The sequence below is a fragment of the Nocardia sp. NPDC057353 genome, assembly GCF_042667085.1.
Classification (GTDB): Bacteria; Actinomycetota; Actinomycetes; order Mycobacteriales; family Mycobacteriaceae; genus Nocardia.
The window spans coordinates 1-15833 of record NZ_JBHVAK010000009.1; the positions used below are offsets into that span (position 1 = coordinate 1).

Sequence of the window (15833 nt, forward strand, 5' to 3'; positions counted from 1 at the left end):
GGCCTCGACCGCGCCGCGCTCCCCGGCCCGGCGCGGCACCCAGGCGAGCCCGGCGCCGGACTCCGCCGCCAGCCGCGCCACCGCCGAGAGCGCACCCGGCGTGGCCGCCAGCCGCTCACCGGCCAGGATCACCGCACCCGGCTCGCGCAGCAGCCGCGCGGCGGTGCCGGTGTCGGTGCGCAGCGCGTCCAGCAGGGCGGGCTCGCCGCCCGGCTCGGTGCGCAGCAGCGTGCCGGACATCCGGGTCAGCCCGCGCGAGGTGAACGGCGCGATCGCGTACACCGGCAGCCGGCGGCTGCGCGCCGCCTTGCGCAGCCGCAGGTAGACGATCGGCGACTCCTCCTCCGGCTCGAACCCGGCGAGCAGCACGATCGGGGCCCGCTCCAGCGCGGCGTAGTCGACGCCGACCCCGCGCCCGGCCACCAGCGCCGCCAGGAACTCCGCCTCCTCGGCCGAGTGCGCCCTGGCCCGGAAGTCGATGTCGTTGCTGCCGAGCGCGACCCGCGCGAACTTGGCGTAGGCGTAGGCGTCCTCCTCGGTCGCCCGGCCGCCGACCAGGACCCCGGCCGCGCCGTGCGCCTCGCTCAACCCGACGGCGGCGATGGCGAGCGCCTCGGACCAGGAGGCGGGGGCCAACTCGCCGTCGGCGCCGCGCACCAGCGGGGTGGTGATCCGGTCGCGCTCGGTGCCGTAGGCGAAGGCCCAGCGGCCCTTGTCGCAGTTCCACTCCTCGTTGACCTGCGGGTCGTCGCCTGCCAGGCGGCGCAGGACCTTGCCGCGCCGGTGGTCGGTGCGCTGCGCGCAGCCCGAGGCGCAGTGCTCGCACACGCTCGGGCTGGAGACCAGGTCGAACGGGCGGGCCCGGAAGCGGTAGGCGGTGCCGGTGAGCGCGCCGACCGGGCAGATCTGCACGGTGTTGCCGGAGAAGTAGGAGTCCAGCGGTTCGGTCTCGGCGGTGCCGACCTGCTGCAGCGCGCCGCGGTCCATGAGCTCGATGAACGGGTCGCCCGCCACCTGCTGGGAGAACCGGGTGCAGCGCGCGCAGAGCACGCAGCGCTCGCGGTCCAGCAGCACCGCCGTGGAGAGCGGGATCGGTTTGGGGTAGGTGCGTTTGACCCCGTCGAAGCGCGATTCGGTGCGCCCCGAGGCCATGGCCTGGTTCTGCAGCGGGCACTCCCCGCCCTTGTCGCAGACCGGGCAGTCCAGCGGGTGGTTGATGAGCAGCAGCTCCATCACGCCCTCCTGGGCGCGGTTCGCCGCCGCCGAGGTGAGCTGGGTGCGCACCACCATGCCCTCGGTGACCGCGACGGTGCAGGACGCCACCGGTTTGCGCTGCCCCTCCACCTCGACCAGGCACTGCCTGCAGGCGCCGACCGGGTCGAGCAGCGGGTGGTCGCAGAACCGCGGGATCTGGATCCCGACCAGCTCCGCGGCGCGGATCAGCAGCGTCCCCTTCGGCACGCTGATCTCGGTGTCGTCGATGGTCAGCGTCACCAGGTCGGTGGCTGCCTGCTCCCGGCCGGTGCCGGGCACGGTGGCGGTCATCGCGCTCCCTCCAGGTCCGCGCCCGCCTGCTGCCACCCGCCGTCGGCCCACGCGGTGCTCGCCGCGGGGTCGAACGGGCAGGCGCCGCGGCGCAGGTGCTCCAGGTACTCCTCGCGGAAGTACTTCAGCGAGGACAGGATCGGGCTCGCCGCGCCGTCGCCGAGCGCGCAGAACGACTTGCCGTTGATGCTGTCGCAGAGATCGAGCAGGGTGTCCAGGTCCGCTTCGGTCCCGTCGCCGGTCTCCAGCCTGCGCAGCAGCTGGACCAGCCAGTAGGTGCCCTCCCGGCACGGCGTGCACTTGCCGCAGGACTCGTGCGCGTAGAACTCGGTCCAGCGCAGCACCGCCCGCACCACGCAGGTGGTCTCGTCGAAGATCTGCAGCGCCTTGGTGCCGAGCATGGAACCGGCGGCGGCGACGTGCTCGTAGTCCAGCGGGACGTCGAGGTGGTCGTCGGTGAACAGCGGCGTCGACGAGCCGCCCGGGGTCCAGAACTTCACCCGGTGCCCCGCCCGCACCCCGCCCGCGTACGCGAGCAGCTCGCGCAGCGTGATCCCGAGCGGCGCCTCGTACTGGCCGGGGCGGGCCACGTGCCCGGAGAGCGAGTACAGCGTGAAGCCGGGCGACTTCTCGCTGCCCATCGAGCGGAACCAGTCGATGCCGTTGCGGATGATCGGCGGCACGCTGGCGATCGACTCGACATTGTTGACCACCGTCGGGCGCGCGTAGAGCCCGGCGACCGCGGGGAACGGCGGGCGCAGCCGGGGCTGGCCGCGCCTGCCCTCCAGCGAATCCAGCAGGGCGGTCTCCTCGCCGCAGATGTAGGCGCCCGCCCCGGCGTGCACGATCAGCTCCAGGTCGTAGCCGGAGCCGAGGATGTTCCGGCCCAGGTAGCCCGCGGCGTACGCCTGGGCGACCGCGGCCTGGAGCCTGCGCAGCACCGGGACAACCTCGCCGCGGACGTAGAGGAACGCGTGGCTCGCGCGGATGGCGTAGGCGGCGATGATCGCGCCCTCCACCAGGACGTGCGGGGTCGCCATCATGAGCGGGATGTCCTTGCAGGTGCCCGGCTCCGACTCGTCGGCGTTCACCACCAGGTAGTGCGGGGGAACGGTGCCGTCCGGGCCCGGCCCCTGCGGGATGAAGCTCCACTTGGTGCCGGTCGGGAAGCCCGCGCCGCCGCGCCCGCGCAGGCCGGAGTCCTTGACCAGCTGGATGACCGCGTCCGGGGCCATGGAGAGCGCGGTGCGCAGCGCGTCGTAGCCGCCGTGCTCGTGGTAGGTGTCCAGGGTCCAGGAGCGGGGGGAGTCCCAGTGCTCGCTGAGTACCGGTGTCAGCGTGGTCATGCCGGACACTCCTCGGTAGGGGCGGGGCCGACCGGGGTCGGCGCGGCGGTGGGTCGCGCGATCACCGGGGCTCCTCTGCACCGGGCGTCGGCGGCTCCGGTGCGGCCATGCCCTGCTCGCGCGCGACCTGGAGACCCGCCAGGGTCGGCTCGCCTGCCATGCCGTCCAGCGCGCCGGGGCGCTCGTCCGGGAATCCGGCGAGGATCCGCGCGGTGTCCCGGAACCGGCAGAGCGGGGCGCCGCGGGTCGGCACCACCTGGTCGCCCGCGCGCAGCGCGTCCACCAGCGCCTGCGCCGAATCCGGGGTCTGGTTGTCGAAGAACTCCCAGTTCACCATGACCACCGGCGCGTAGTCGCAGGCCGCGTTGCACTCGATGTGCTCGAGCGTGATCGCGCCGTCGTCGGTGGTCTGCCCGTGCTCGACCCCGAGGTGCTCGCGCAGCCGGGCCAGGATGGCGTCCCCGCCGAGCACCGCGCAGAGCGTGTTCGTGCACACCCCGACGTGGTAGTCGCCGGTCGGGGTGCGCCGGTACATGGAGTAGAAGGTCGCCACCGCGGTCACCTCGGCCGCGGTCAGCCCGAGCAGCTGCGCGCAGAAGTCGATCCCGGTGGCCGAGACGAACCCCTCCTCCGCCTGCACCAGGTGCAGCAGCGGCAACAGCGCCGAGCGCGGGTGCGGGTAGCGCGCGACGACCGCCTCGGCATCGCGGGTCAACCGCTCGCGCACGGTATCCGGGAACGGGTCGGGGCGGGTGGAGAGCCGCAGCAGGATCTCGGTCATCGGTCCACCCCGCCCATCACCGGGTCGATGCTGGCGACCGCGGCGATCACGTCCGCCACCAGCCCGCCCTCGCACATCGCCGCCACCGCCTGCAGGTTCGTGAACGAGGGGTCGCGGTAGTGCACCCGGTACGGGCGGGTGCCGCCGTCGGAGACCATGTGCACCCCGAGCTCGCCGCGCGGCGACTCCACCGCCGAGTACACCTGCCCGGCGGGCACCCGGATCCCCTCGGTGACCAGCTTGAAGTGGTGGATCAACCCCTCCATCGACGACCCCATGATCTTGCCGATGTGCGCGGGGGAGTTGCCGAGGCCGTCCGGCCCGACCTGCAGATCGGCGGGCCAGGCGATCTTCCTGTCGTCCACCATGACCGGGCCCGGCCGCAGCCGGTCCAGGCACTGCTCGACGATCTTCAGCGACTCCTTCATCTCCTCCACCCGGATCAGGTAGCGGCCGTAGCAGTCGCAGCCCGCGGCGGTCGGGATGTCGAACTCGTAGGTCTCGTAGCCGCAGTAGGGCTGGGCGCGGCGCAGGTCGTGCGGCAGCCCGGCCGAGCGCAGCACCGGGCCGGTGATGCCGAGCGCCATGCAGCCGGTCAGGTCCAGGTACCCGATGCCCTTGGTGCGGGCCTTCCAGATCGGGTTGCTGCTGAGCAGCAGCTCCAGCTCGCGCAGCCGCTTCGGCAGCAGCGTCAGCAGGTCGCGGACCTTGCCGACTGCCTCGTCCGGGAAGTCCTGGGCCAGCCCGCCGGGACGGATGAAGGCGTGGTTCATCCGCAGCCCGGTGACGGTCTCGAAGACGTCCAGGATGAGCTCGCGCTCACGGAACCCGAAGAGCATGGCGGTCAGCGCGCCCAGCTCCATGCCGCCGGTGGCCAGCGCCACCAGGTGCGAGGAGATCCGGTTCAGCTCCATGAGCAGCACCCGGACCACGGTGGCGCGCTCCGGGATCGCCTCGGTGATGTCGAGCAGCCGCTCCACGCCCAAGCAGTAGGCGGTCTCGTTGAAGAACGGGGAGAGGTAGTCCATCCGGGTCACGAAGGTGACGCCCTGGGTCCAGGTGCGGAACTCCAGGTTCTTCTCGATCCCGGTGTGCAGGTAGCCGATGCCGCAGCGCGCCTCCACCACGGTCTCGCCCTCGATCTCCAGGATCAGCCGCAGCACGCCGTGCGTGGAGGGGTGCTGCGGCCCCATGTTCACCACGATGCGTTCCTCGGCGACGCTCTCCAGCACGGCGCCGACCTGATCCCAGTCCTGACCGGCGAGGGTCACCATCGGGGGTTCGGGCTCGGGCTTGGCGTGCCTGGGGCGGTTGTCGATATCGGTGTGGTTCATCAGCTGTAGGCCCTCCGCTGATCGGGCGGCGGGATGCGCGCGCCCTTGTACTCGACCGGGATTCCGCCGAGCGGGTAGTCCTTGCGCTGCGGGTGGCCCCGCCAGTCGTCCGGCATGGTGATGCGGGTGAGCGAGGGGTGCCCGTCGAAGACGATGCCGAAGAAGTCGTAGGTCTCCCGCTCGTGCCAGTCCGTCGTCGGGTAGATGGCGAACAGCGACGGGATGTGCGGGTCGGCGTCCGGCGCGGCGACCTCGAGCCGCAGCCGGTGGCCGTGCGTGATCGAGCTCAGGTGGTACACCGCGTGCAGCTCGCGGCCCGAATCCTCCGGGTAGTGCACGCCGTTCACCCCCAGGCAGAGCTCGAAGCGCAGCGCGCCGTCGTCGCGCAGCGCCCGCGCCACCGGCGGCAGGTGCTCGCGGTGCACGTGCAGGGTGAGCTCGCCGCGGAAGACGACCACCTTCGCCAGCGCCTGCTCCAGGGCGAGCGGGCCGAGCGCGGCGCGCAGCGCGGCCACGGCGCCGTCGAACCAGCCGCCGTAGGGCGGCGCGGTGCCGCCGGGCAGGCTGACCGGGCGGACCAGCCCGCCGTAGCCGGAGGTGTCGCCGGTGCCGCGCACGCCGAACATGCCGTGCCGCACGCCGATCACCTCGGGGTCGGTGGAGCGCTCCTCCGGGACGGTGCCCTCGGGGCCCGCCGTCGCCGCGGCGTCGATGCCCTCCGCGGTCGGGTGGGCGCCCGCGGTCAGGGTGCGGTCCCGCGCGCCGGGTTCGGCGCTTCGTTCCGCACTGCCCGCGCCCGGTCCCGCAGTGCCTGTGCCCGGTCCTGCATTGCCTGCGTCCGGCTCCGCAGCGCCGGGCGCCGAGGTGCCGTTCCGCGGCGGAGGCGCGCTCGCCGCCTTCGCCGCGTCGGGACTCTCCGGTCCCGTACCGGGGGAGACCCGGTCACTGGCGGGTGCGGAGTCGTCGCGGCCACCCGAGTCCGATTCCGAGCGTGGCGCGTTCATCGGAGCAGCCCCTCCATCCGGATGGTCGGCGTCGAGGCCAGCGCCGCCGCCTCGGCCGCCTTGACGGCTTCCTCGCGGTTCACCCCGAGCGGGGTCTCCTGGATCTTGGCGTGCAGCGCCAGGATCGCGTTGAGCAGCATCTCCGGGCGCGGCGGGCAGCCGGGCAGGTAGATGTCGACCGGGACGACGTGGTCGACGCCCTGCACGATGGCGTAGTTGTTGAACATGCCGCCGGAGGAGGCGCAGACCCCCATGGCCAGCACCCATTTCGGCTCGGTCATCTGGTCGTAGACCTGGCGCAGCACCGGCGCCATCTTCTGGCTCACCCGGCCCGCCACGATCATCAGATCCGCCTGCCGCGGCGAGGCGCGGAACGCCTCCATCCCGAACCGGGCGATGTCGAACCGGCCGCCGCCGGTCGCCATCATCTCGATCGCGCAGCAGGCCAGCCCGAAGGTGGCGGGCCACAGCGACCCCTTGCGCATATACCCGGCGAGATCCTCGACGGTGCTCAGCAGGAACCCGCTGGGCAGTTTCTCTTCCAGACCCATGGTGTGTCCTCGGTTGTCGGGTGCGCCGCTCAGTCCCAGCTGAGCCCGCCGCGGCGCCATTCGTAGGCGTAGGCCACCGAGACGTTCAGCACGAACAGCGCCATCGCCGCGAGCCCGAACACCCCGAGCGCGTCGAAGTGCACCGCCCACGGATAGAGGAAGACGATCTCGATGTCGAAAATGATGAAGAGCATGGCGGTCAGGTAGTACTTCACCGGGAAGCGCTGGCCCGCAGCGTTTCCCGGCCCGCCGCCGACCGCGTGCGGAGTCGGCTCGATGCCGCACTCGTACGGCTCGAGCTTGGCCCGGTTGAAGCGCTTGGGGCCGATCACGGCGGCGAGGCCGATGGAGAAGACGGCGAAGGCGGCGGCGAGGCCGCCGAGAATCAGGGCAGGCAATTCGGTGTTCACGACGGCACTTCCCCTCCTCGAGAGCTGGGGTCGGCGGGGTGAACCGCCCGGCGGCTCGGGGGCGCACGAACCCGACGGGCCGGGTCCGGGGGCTGCCGGGCTCGTCCGCTATGCGGGGCACCACGTCTCTGTGAGCTAGGGCACAGAGTACAACCGGAGAACGGTGTTCCGTCCGGTTCCCGAGGTGCTCTTTGATCGAATTCGGGACTGCGATTCATGAGCGAGCCGGGGGTAATGTCGCGTGGTCCGCAAGGTTGGGGCGTGATCGTCATCGACGGGGTCGGAGGGTCCGTCGTCACCCGACCCCGTCGGATGGTTCATGTCGATCGCACATGAATAGATCGCTCAGCATTCGCTGGGCGGAACCTGCCCGAGGTCCGATCGGGACCTGCCTGGCGTCCAGGCAAATCAGTCGAGCGCGAAGCAGGCGACACAGGGACGCGCACGACGTGCCGGTTCGAACTCGGCCCGCGTGAACGGTTTACGCGGCGCTACGCCCCCGGAGAACCGCAACAATCGCCTCCACGAGCCGAAACGCATCGATCGGATGCGAAACAACCCCTTCGGCCCGCGACCATGACGCCAACCACGCATCATCCGCCCGCCCGGTGAGCACGAGCACCGGCGGGCAGTCGGAGACCTCGTCCTTGAGCTGCTTGGCCAACCCCAACCCCCCGGTGGGCGCCGACTCCCCGTCCAGAATGGCGAGATCGACCTCGCCTGCATCGACCCGGTCCAGCACGACGGCGCCGGTCGCCACCTCGAGGTACTCGAACTCGGGTAGCTCCGCTGCGGGCCTGCGGCCGACGGCCGTGATCACCTGATGCCTGGTGTCGGCATCGTTGCTGTAGACCAGGACCCGGAGCGGGCGAGCGGTATCGGCCACGCCGGAATGGTACGTCCGGCGCCCCCGCCCGCGCGGCAGGTTCGCCCGGATCGCCCGGCGCGCCGGGTGCGAACCCCGCCGGTGCTCTAGCATTTCCCCCAACAGCTCCGGCCCGGCCGGACCGTCGTCGGCGAGGGGGCGCGCATGCGGGGCCTCGCGGGAACCGCGCAGGTGGAGGTGGTGCCCGGCCGCCACGTCGTGGCCGTCGCGGACGGCGTGGTCGCGGTGGTCGCGCACCGCGCGGAGACGCCGGTGACCGCGATCTCGCGGGCATGGCGGCAGACCAGGGCGGTGCTCGACATGGTCGCCACCGCCGCGGCGGAGGATCCGGAGAACCCGGGGCGGACCTTCGCCCGGCTGGCGACCACCTGGCTCATGGGCCTCGCCGACGAGGAGGGCGTCGAATTCGGGGTGCTGACCCCGGTCGGCGCAGGCGTGGCGGTGTTCCTGCACGGCGGGGTGCGCGCGGTGCTCGACGCCGAGCAGCGCACCGAGATCCTGCGCGGCCGCGACGCGGGCTTCGCCGTCGACCGGCTGGTCACCCCGGCGCCCGCGGTGGGGATCGGGCTGTTCGTCGACGAGCCGGAGCGGACGGTGGAGAACCTGCCGGTGCGCGGCGTCTTCGGGCTGAGCGGCGGCACCGTCCCCGGCGCGGCCGCCGTGCTGTGGACCGACGGCGACGGGCACGGCCCCCCGCTGCTCCGGCCGGAGGCGCGGCACCGCACCGGCGTCGTGCTGGATAAGCGGCTGCACCCGGAACCCGCCGCACCGCAACCCGACGCCGACCCCGTGCGGTCCCCGGAGAACGCCCCCACCGAGTACCCCGGCCCGCAGCGCGACCCGCGCCGCACCACCGCGCCGCGCCCGGTGATCCCCGCCGACCTGGAGGAGACCGTCGTCCCGAGCGCCGCCGACGCGGTGCGCGACCCGGCGCCGCCCGCCCGCACCGCCGCCCCGGTCGGCGGCGTCGTGGTGCAGGGTTTCCCCTGCCCGCGCCGTCACCTCAACGACCCCAGGGTCGGGTACTGCGCGGTCTGCGGGCTCTCGATGGACCACCCGGGCCGCAGCCTCACCGACGGCCTGCGCCCGCCGCTCGGAATCCTGCTGCTCGACGACGGCCAACCCCTGGTACTCGACGGCGACCTGGTGCTCGGCCGCGAACCCGAGCACCACGAGGCGGTGGCCGCGCGCGGCGCGCGGCCGGTCCGGATCCCCGACCCCTCCGGCGGCATGTCGCGGGCGCACGCCGAGATCCGGCTGCTCGGCTGGGACGTCACCGTGGTCGACGGCGGCTCCACCAACGGCACCCACCTGCGCGCGGCCGGGCACCACGAGTGGACCCGCGCCGTCCCCGGCCGCCCGATGCCGCTCGCGCCGGGCACCCAGCTGCTGCTCGGCGGCCGGGTACTCACCTTCGACACCGCGCACCAGCCCTGAGCGCCCTTCCGCGGCCGCGGCCCGACCGCGTACAGTGCGAGTAAGTTAATCGGCATTCGCACTCTCCGCGGAGCGGGCGGATGCCTCGGAGCCAGGAGCCGCCATGACTTCCGCCGTCATCGTCGACATTGTCCGCACCCCGTCCGGCAAAGGTAAAGCCGGAGGCGGGCTCGCGGATGTGCACCCGGCCACGCTGCTCGCCGGCGTGCTCGCCACCCTCGTCGAGCGGACAGGCATCGACCCGGCGCTGGTCGACGATGTGATCGGCGGTTGCGTCACGCAGGCGGGGGAGCAGGCGTTCAACATCACCCGCACCGCCGCGCTCGCCGCCGGGCTGCCCGAGTCGGTGCCCGCCACCACCGTCGACCGCCAGTGCGGCTCCAGCCAGCAGGCCGCGCACTTCGCCGCGCAGGGCGTCATCTCCGGCGCCTACGACATCGCCATCGCCTGCGGCGTCGAGTCCATGAGCCGCGCGCCCATGTTCTCCAACGCGCAGGGCAAGGACGCCAACGGCGCCCCGCTCGCGCACCGCTACCCGGAGGGGCTGATCCAGCAGGGCACCGCCGCCGAGATCCTGGCCGCGCGTTGGAAGCTGGACCGCGACACCCTGGACGCCTTCGCCGCCCGCTCGCACCGCCTCGCCGCCGAAACCGCCGCCGCGGGCGGGTTCGACAACGAACTCGTCGCCGCGGGCACGCTCACCGCGGACGAGACCATCCGCCCCGGCACCACCGCGGAGAAGCTGGCCGGGCTGCGTCCGGCCTTCGTGAACGACGAGCACAAGGCGCGCTTCCCGGAGATCGAGTGGTCCATCACCCCTGGCAACTCCTCCCCGCTCACCGACGGCGCCTCGGCCGCGCTCATCATGAGCGAGGAGAAGGCGAACGCGCTCGGCCTGCGCCCGCGCGCCCGCTTCCACTCCTTCGCGGTGACCGGCGACGACCCGCTGCTCATGCTGACCGCCGTCATCCCCGCCACCCGCAAGGTGCTGGACCGGGCCGGGCTGAGCATTGACGACATCGACGCCTACGAGGTCAACGAGGCCTTCGCCCCGGTGCCGCTGGTCTGGCAGCACGACCTCGCCGCCGACCCGGCCAGGCTGAACCCGCGCGGCGGCGCCATCGCGCTCGGGCATCCGCTCGGCGCCTCCGGCACCCGCATCCTGGCCACCCTGGTGAACCACCTGGAGCAGACCGGCGGCCGCTACGGGCTGCAGACCATGTGCGAAGCGGGCGGGCTGGCCAACGCCACCATCATCGAGCGGCTCTGAGCGCGCGGGCCGTGAAGACCGCGGGAACCGCTCCCGGCCCGCGGTCTTCGCGGTCCGGCGCCGTCAGGAGGCGGCGCTCCGCGGGGTGAGCTCGCCGAGCAGCTCCGCGCGGTGCTCCGCCGGGGAGCGGCCGTACTGCTCCCGGTACGCCTCGCGGAACCGGCGCAGGCTCGGGAAGCCGGTCTCGCGGGCGAGCTCGCTCAGGTCGACCGGCAGCGCGGTGCAGAGCCGCCGGTGGGCGCGGGCGAGCCGGACGCCGCGCAGCATCGCCCCCGGCGCCGGGTACCCGGCCTGCTCGAACGCGCGGTACAGGGTCCGCTCGGCCAGCCCGACCATGCCCGCGATGGCGGCCGGGGTGACGCTGCTGTCGTGCGCGTGCTCCTCGATCAGGGTCCTGGCCAGCTCCGCCCGCTCCGCGAGCCTGCCGGTGGTGATCGCCGGGTGCGGATTGAGCGCCGCGTCCAACTGCGCGAGCGCGCCGGTGTAGGCCGCGCTGAAATCGGCGGTGGTCCAGCCGTCGGCCTCGTCGAGCCAGCGCACCTGGGTGGAGAGCCCCCGCACCAATGCGCGCCGGTCGTCCAGCGCCAGCGGCGCTTTCGCGGCGCGGGCCGCGTCCACGGTGCCCTCGGGCACGGTGAGGATCAGGGCGCTGATGCTGTCGTCGTGCGTCATGGACAGCGGGCTGCCCCAGTGGAAGAACGCCACCCTGCCCGGGTGCAGGATCTCGCGCGCCCCGCCCTGCTCCAGGTGGAACCGCCCGCGCAGCGGGATGAGCAGGCGATAGCTGTTCTCGCCGTCGCCCCTGCGGATGTGGCTCGCCGCGCGGCGGTAGCCGAGCGCACCGGTCGTGAACCGGACGGTCTGTAGCCGCCCGACGTTCCGGGCCGACGCCGTCGAGCGGAAGCCGTCGCCGGGAAAGGTCAGCCCGACCGACCCCTGCCTGGTCTCCAGGTAGGAAGCCCAGGACCCGGTCGGATCCTCGATATCGGCCGAGAAATCCTCGGCGGAGTACTCCACCACCCGAACAAACCTTCCGCGCACCCTGTCCCGGCGAAGAATCTACCGGGCGCGGGCGTGCGGGAAATGACCGCGATCGGGCAGGAAAAGGGTCGCAGTGCCGCGACACCGGCCTCTACCGTCGACATGGCGGGCGGGGTCGGAGTGGAAGAGGGGGCTGCTCCGGCCCCACCCTTCCTCAGTCCGGCAGGATCGGCACCGAGATCCCCTCACCGCGGTGCAGCAGCGCCGCCCTGGTGACGGCGGCGCTGCCGAAGCGGCGGCGCAGGTCGTCGAGGGTGGCGTCGAGGGTGTGGCCGGAGCGCGGTTCGAAGGGCAGCGCGAGCTGCGCGGTCCCGGCGTCGCCGAGGTTGGTGAGCGCGAGGCCGATCAGGGTGATGCCGCGGTCGGCGATCAGCGGGGCGGCGGCGTGCAGCAGCAGCCGGGCGGCGTGCAGCAGCACCGCGCCGTCGTCGGTGGCCTCCGGCAGGGTGTGCGAGCGGGTGGCGCGGGAGAAGTCGGTGAAGCGCAGCCGCAGCACCACCGTCCGGCACACCCGGTTTGCGCCGCGCAGCCGCCTGCCCAGCCGGTCGGCGAGGCCGTGCAGGTAGGCCTCGACCTCCTCCGGCGGCCGCGGGCGCGAGCCGAGCGCGCGCTGCGCACCGATCGAGCGGCGCCTGCGCCCGGTCTCGACCCGGCGCGGGTCGCGGGCCATGGACAGCGCGTGCAGGTGCCTGGCCGCGGCCGGGCCGAGAATCCCGCGCAGCCCGCGCTCGCCGAGCTCGGCGAGGTCGCCGACGCGGGTGATGCGGTGCTCGCGCAGCGTCCGCGCGGTCACCTCGCCGACCCCCCACAGCCGCTCCACCGGCAGCGGGTGCAGGAAGTCCAGCTCGGTGCCTGGCGGCACCTCGCGCAGCCCGTCCGGCTTGGCGACCGCGCTGGCCACCTTCGCCAGGAACTTGGTGCGCGCGATCCCCACCGAGATCGGCAGCCCCACCTCGCCCGCCACCCTGGCCCGCAGCCGCTCCGCGATCCCGACCGGCGCGCCCGCGATCCGGCGCAACCCGCCGACGTCGAGGAACGCCTCGTCGATCGAGATCCCCTCGACCACCGGGGTGGTGTCGTGGAAGATCTCGAACACCCGCCTGCTCGCCTCGGCGTAGGCCGCCATCCGCGGCGGGACGGTGATCGCCTCCGGGCAGAGCCTGCGGGCCTGCGCGCCGCCCATCGGGGTCCGGATGCCGCGCGCCTTGGCCTCGTAGCTCGCGGCCAGCACCACCCCGCCGCCGACGATCACCGGCCTGCCGCGCAGCGCGGGGTCGTCGCGCTGCTCCACCGAGGCGTAGAAGGAGTCCAGGTCGGCGTGCAGGATCGACGCCTCGGCCCTGGTGGCGATGGTGGGCCGGTGCGCCGCCGGGGGAGTACCGTCGCCGCTGGACACGAACATATGTTCGCATACCGAGTGGTTCGGTGTCTGCCGGGCGTGGCCGATCCGGCGGCGCCGACCGGTACGCTGATCCGGCACTGGAGCGGCGGCGGGAGGAGACAGCGGTGCGGGGCCTCGGAGATCTGGAGGCGGTCGTCATGGATCGGCTCTGGGATCGGGATACCGAGTCGACCACGGTGCGGGAGATCCACGAGGAGCTCGCCCGCGAGCGCGACATCGCCTACACCACGGTCATGTCGACCATGGACAACCTGCACCGCAAGGGCTGGCTGGCCAGGGAGCGCGCGGGCAAGGCCTACCGCTACTGGCCCACCCTGACCCGCGAGGAGCACAGCGCCAGGGTGATGGCCGACGCGCTCGGCTCCGGCGGCCGCGCCGACCTGGTCTTCAGCCACTTCGTCGAGCTGGTCAGCGCCGAGCAGAGCGCGGGGCTGCGCGCCGCGCTGCGCGGGCTCGCCGCGCGCCGGACGCCGGGGCTGCCGTGAGCTCGGCGGTGCGGCTCACCGCCGAGCAGGTCTTCGGGTGGCGGCTGCGCAGGCAGTTCGTCACCGAACCCGCGGGCTCGGCGGTCGAGATCGCGCACCGGCTGGCCGGGGTGCAGGCGCAGGTCGCCTCCGCCGCCGAGCTCGCCGTCGCGCTGCGCTCCGCCGAGCCCGCGCCGGACGCGCTGGCCGGCGCGCTCACCGCGCGCACGGTGCTGCGCACCTGGGCCATGCGCGGCACCCTGCACGTGCTCACCGCCGAGCACGCGGCCGCCGCGCTCGCGCTCGTGGCCTCGGCGCGCACCTGGGAGAAGCCGGTCTGGACGCGGAACTTCGGCGCGACGCCGGAGCAGGTCACCGCGCTCGGCGCCGCCGTCGCCGAGATCCTGGCCGCGGCCACGCTCACCAGGGACGAGCTGGTCGCCGCGGTGGTCGCCCGGCCCGGGCTCGCGCACCTGGACGAGCAGCTGCGCTCCGGCTGGGGGGCGATCCTCAAACCGCTGGCCTGGCAGGGCATCCTCTGCCACGGTCCGATGCGGGGCAACCGGGTCACCTTCACCACCCCCGCGCGGGCCGTCACCGGCTGGCCGGGGCTGCCGGAGCCGGACGCGGCCGCCGCCGCCCTGATCCCGGCCTACCTCGGCGCGTACGGCCCCGCCGCGCCCGAGACCTTCGATGCCTGGCTGAGCCGGAACTCGCTGCGCAGGACGGCGGTACGGCGCTGGTTCGCCGAGCTCGGCGCCGAGCTCACCCCCGTCGAGGTGGACGGCCGCGGCTGCTTCGCCCGCACCGCGGATCTGGACGAGCTCGCCGCCGCCCGGCCCGCGCCCGGGGCGCTGCTGCTCGGCGGGTTCGACCAGTACGTGCTCGGGCCGGGCACCACCGACACCGAGCTGGTGCCCGCGGCGCACCGCGCCGCCGTGAGCCGCCCCGGCGGGTGGATCTCGCCGGTGCTGGTGCAGGGCGGGCGGGTCACCGGGACCTGGGAGCGGGACGGCGACGACGTCGTCATCACCCCGTTCGGGAAGGCGCCGCCGCCGAAGGAGCTGAGTGCGGCCGTGGCGCGGCTCGAGGCCGCCACCGGGGCGAGGCTGCGGGCGCGCGTCGGCTGACGCCACGGCTCGCGGGGCCGCCGCCTCACCCGTCGCGACCGCCGGAGGGCGCGAATCGGCGGCCGGTTCCACTGCCCGGGACCGGGCCCGTCCGGAATCGGTCCAGCGCGGGGCAGGTGGTTATGGACCGGCGTCCCGCCCGCCCGGAGACTGGGCAGCATGACGCCCGCCGACCCGCTGGCCCCCGGTGAATTCGCCCCGGAGCTGACCTATCTGAACACCGCGTCGCACGGGCTGCTGCCCGCCCGCGGCCGGGCCGCCCTGGCGGCGGTACAGGCGGGCTGGAGTTCGGGCCGCGGCGTCCCGGGCAGCTACGACCACCTGGTGCCGGAGCTGCGCGCGAGCTTCGCCCGGCTGCTCACCGGCGCCACCGCCGCCGACATCGCGATCGGCGGCACCGTGGCCGGGCTGGTCGGCCGGGTCGCCGCCGCGCTGCCCGCCGGGGCCGAGGTGCTGGTCGCCGAGGGCGATTTCGCCTCGGTGCCGAACCCGTTCCGCTTCCGCGGCGACCTGGTGGTGCGGGCCGCACCGGTGGACGAGCTGGCCGCCGCGGTGCGGCCGGAGACCGCGCTGGTCGCGGTGAGCCTCACCCAGTCGGCGGACGGCCGCACCGTCGACCCGGCCGCGCTGCGCGCCGCCGCGCACGCGCACGGCGCCCGGCTGCTGATCGACGCCACCCAGGCCGCGGGGTGGCTGCCGCTGCGCTTCGCCGACGCCGACTTCTGGGTCTGCGCCACCTTCAAGTGGCTGCTCGGCGCCCGCTCGGTGAGCCTGCTCGCGGTGCGGCCGGAGGCGCTCGACGGCGCCGTCCCGCTCGCCGCGGGCTGGTACGCCGGGGCCGACCGCTGGGGCGACATGTACGGCTTCGGCCCGCTCTCCACCGGCGCGCACCGCCTCGACGATACCCCCGACTGGTACGGCGTCGCCGCCTCGCTCGCCGGACTCGACCTGGTGCACCGGCTCGGCGTCGCGGCGATCGGCGCGCACGACCGGACCCTGGCCGCGGCCTTCCGGGACGGTCTCGCGGAGCTCGGTCTCCCGGCGGTGCCCGGTGATTCGCCGATCGTGACGGTGCCGGGCGGTGCCGTGCACGCCGAGGCGCTGGCCGCGGGCGGCGTCGTCGCCTCCGCGCGCGGCGGCGGGCTGCGGGTGTCGTTCCACCTCTACAACACCGGCGCCGATGTCGAGCGGGCGCTGACCGTGCTCCGGGAGGCCGGTCGCTAGGCTGCACC

At 74.0% G+C, this 15833-nt stretch carries 15 protein-coding genes; 5 read left to right on the forward strand and 10 right to left on the reverse strand.

What is annotated here, in order from left to right:
- From ACFUUZ_RS06400 to ACFUUZ_RS06435, 8 genes are all read right to left on the reverse strand, one after another.
- Window positions 1–1545, reverse strand: a 1545-nt coding sequence (locus tag ACFUUZ_RS06400; protein ID WP_378693155.1) for an NADH-quinone oxidoreductase subunit G, incomplete at its 3' end; no start/stop codon positions are given.
- Window positions 1542–2891 (reverse strand): NADH-quinone oxidoreductase subunit NuoF, encoded by a 1350-nt coding sequence (gene nuoF, locus ACFUUZ_RS06405; RefSeq protein ID WP_378693157.1) that lies wholly within the window; start codon window positions 2889–2891, stop codon window positions 1542–1544. The genes ACFUUZ_RS06400 and nuoF, both read right to left, overlap by 4 nt.
- A gap of 61 nt (window positions 2892–2952) precedes the next feature.
- The gene (gene nuoE / locus ACFUUZ_RS06410; protein WP_378693159.1) at window positions 2953–3672 is read right to left on the reverse strand and encodes an NADH-quinone oxidoreductase subunit NuoE; all 720 of its coding nucleotides are present in this window, start codon (window positions 3670–3672) and stop codon (window positions 2953–2955) included.
- Entirely contained in the window at window positions 3669–4946 is a 1278-nt protein-coding gene (locus ACFUUZ_RS06415) for an NADH-quinone oxidoreductase subunit D (protein WP_378693405.1), read from the reverse strand. Before ACFUUZ_RS06415 ends, nuoE begins: the two co-directional genes overlap by 4 nt.
- Before the next feature lie 59 nt (window positions 4947–5005).
- Window positions 5006–5719, reverse strand: a complete 714-nt coding sequence (locus ACFUUZ_RS06420; RefSeq protein WP_378693407.1) for an NADH-quinone oxidoreductase subunit C — start codon at window positions 5717–5719, stop codon at window positions 5006–5008.
- A gap of 287 nt (window positions 5720–6006) precedes the next feature.
- The gene (locus tag ACFUUZ_RS06425; RefSeq protein ID WP_357014956.1) at window positions 6007–6561 is read right to left on the reverse strand and encodes an NADH-quinone oxidoreductase subunit B family protein; all 555 of its coding nucleotides are present in this window, start codon (window positions 6559–6561) and stop codon (window positions 6007–6009) included.
- A gap of 29 nt (window positions 6562–6590) precedes the next feature.
- Window positions 6591–6971: an NADH-quinone oxidoreductase subunit A gene (locus tag ACFUUZ_RS06430; protein WP_378693162.1), complete on the reverse strand. Its 381-nt coding sequence runs from the start codon at window positions 6969–6971 to the stop codon at window positions 6591–6593.
- A 481-nt stretch (window positions 6972–7452) separates the two neighbouring features.
- Window positions 7453–7857, reverse strand: a complete 405-nt coding sequence (locus ACFUUZ_RS06435; protein ID WP_378693164.1) for a hypothetical protein — start codon at window positions 7855–7857, stop codon at window positions 7453–7455.
- Between the two features lie 144 nt (window positions 7858–8001).
- On the opposite strand from ACFUUZ_RS06435, the gene ACFUUZ_RS06440 reads away from it, so the two are divergent.
- Window positions 8002–9294: an FHA domain-containing protein gene (locus ACFUUZ_RS06440; RefSeq protein WP_378693166.1), complete on the forward strand. Its 1293-nt coding sequence runs from the start codon at window positions 8002–8004 to the stop codon at window positions 9292–9294.
- A 103-nt stretch (window positions 9295–9397) separates the two neighbouring features.
- Window positions 9398–10564 (forward strand): thiolase family protein, encoded by a 1167-nt coding sequence (locus ACFUUZ_RS06445; protein ID WP_378693168.1) that lies wholly within the window; start codon window positions 9398–9400, stop codon window positions 10562–10564.
- Between the two features lie 63 nt (window positions 10565–10627).
- Here the strand turns inward: ACFUUZ_RS06445 and ACFUUZ_RS06450 are convergent, their stop codons facing one another.
- Window positions 10628–11584: an AraC family transcriptional regulator gene (locus ACFUUZ_RS06450; RefSeq protein WP_378693170.1), complete on the reverse strand. Its 957-nt coding sequence runs from the start codon at window positions 11582–11584 to the stop codon at window positions 10628–10630.
- A 175-nt stretch (window positions 11585–11759) separates the two neighbouring features.
- Window positions 11760–13007 (reverse strand): DNA polymerase IV, encoded by a 1248-nt coding sequence (dinB, locus tag ACFUUZ_RS06455; protein WP_378693172.1) that lies wholly within the window; start codon window positions 13005–13007, stop codon window positions 11760–11762.
- 104 nt (window positions 13008–13111) lie between these two features.
- Here dinB and ACFUUZ_RS06460 point away from each other — a divergent pair, with 104 nt between their 5' ends.
- The 3 genes from ACFUUZ_RS06460 (at window position 13112) to ACFUUZ_RS06470 (ending at window position 15825) form a co-directional block, all read left to right on the forward strand.
- Window positions 13112–13492: a BlaI/MecI/CopY family transcriptional regulator gene (locus ACFUUZ_RS06460; RefSeq protein WP_378693174.1), complete on the forward strand. Its 381-nt coding sequence runs from the start codon at window positions 13112–13114 to the stop codon at window positions 13490–13492.
- The gene (locus tag ACFUUZ_RS06465) at window positions 13489–14601 is read left to right on the forward strand and encodes a DNA glycosylase AlkZ-like family protein (protein WP_378693176.1); all 1113 of its coding nucleotides are present in this window, start codon (window positions 13489–13491) and stop codon (window positions 14599–14601) included. The genes ACFUUZ_RS06460 and ACFUUZ_RS06465 overlap by 4 nt, the downstream gene beginning before the upstream one ends.
- 159 nt (window positions 14602–14760) lie before the next feature.
- Window positions 14761–15825, forward strand: a complete 1065-nt coding sequence (locus ACFUUZ_RS06470) for an aminotransferase class V-fold PLP-dependent enzyme (RefSeq protein WP_378693178.1) — start codon at window positions 14761–14763, stop codon at window positions 15823–15825.
- The last annotated feature ends 8 nt before the right edge of the window (window positions 15826–15833 follow it).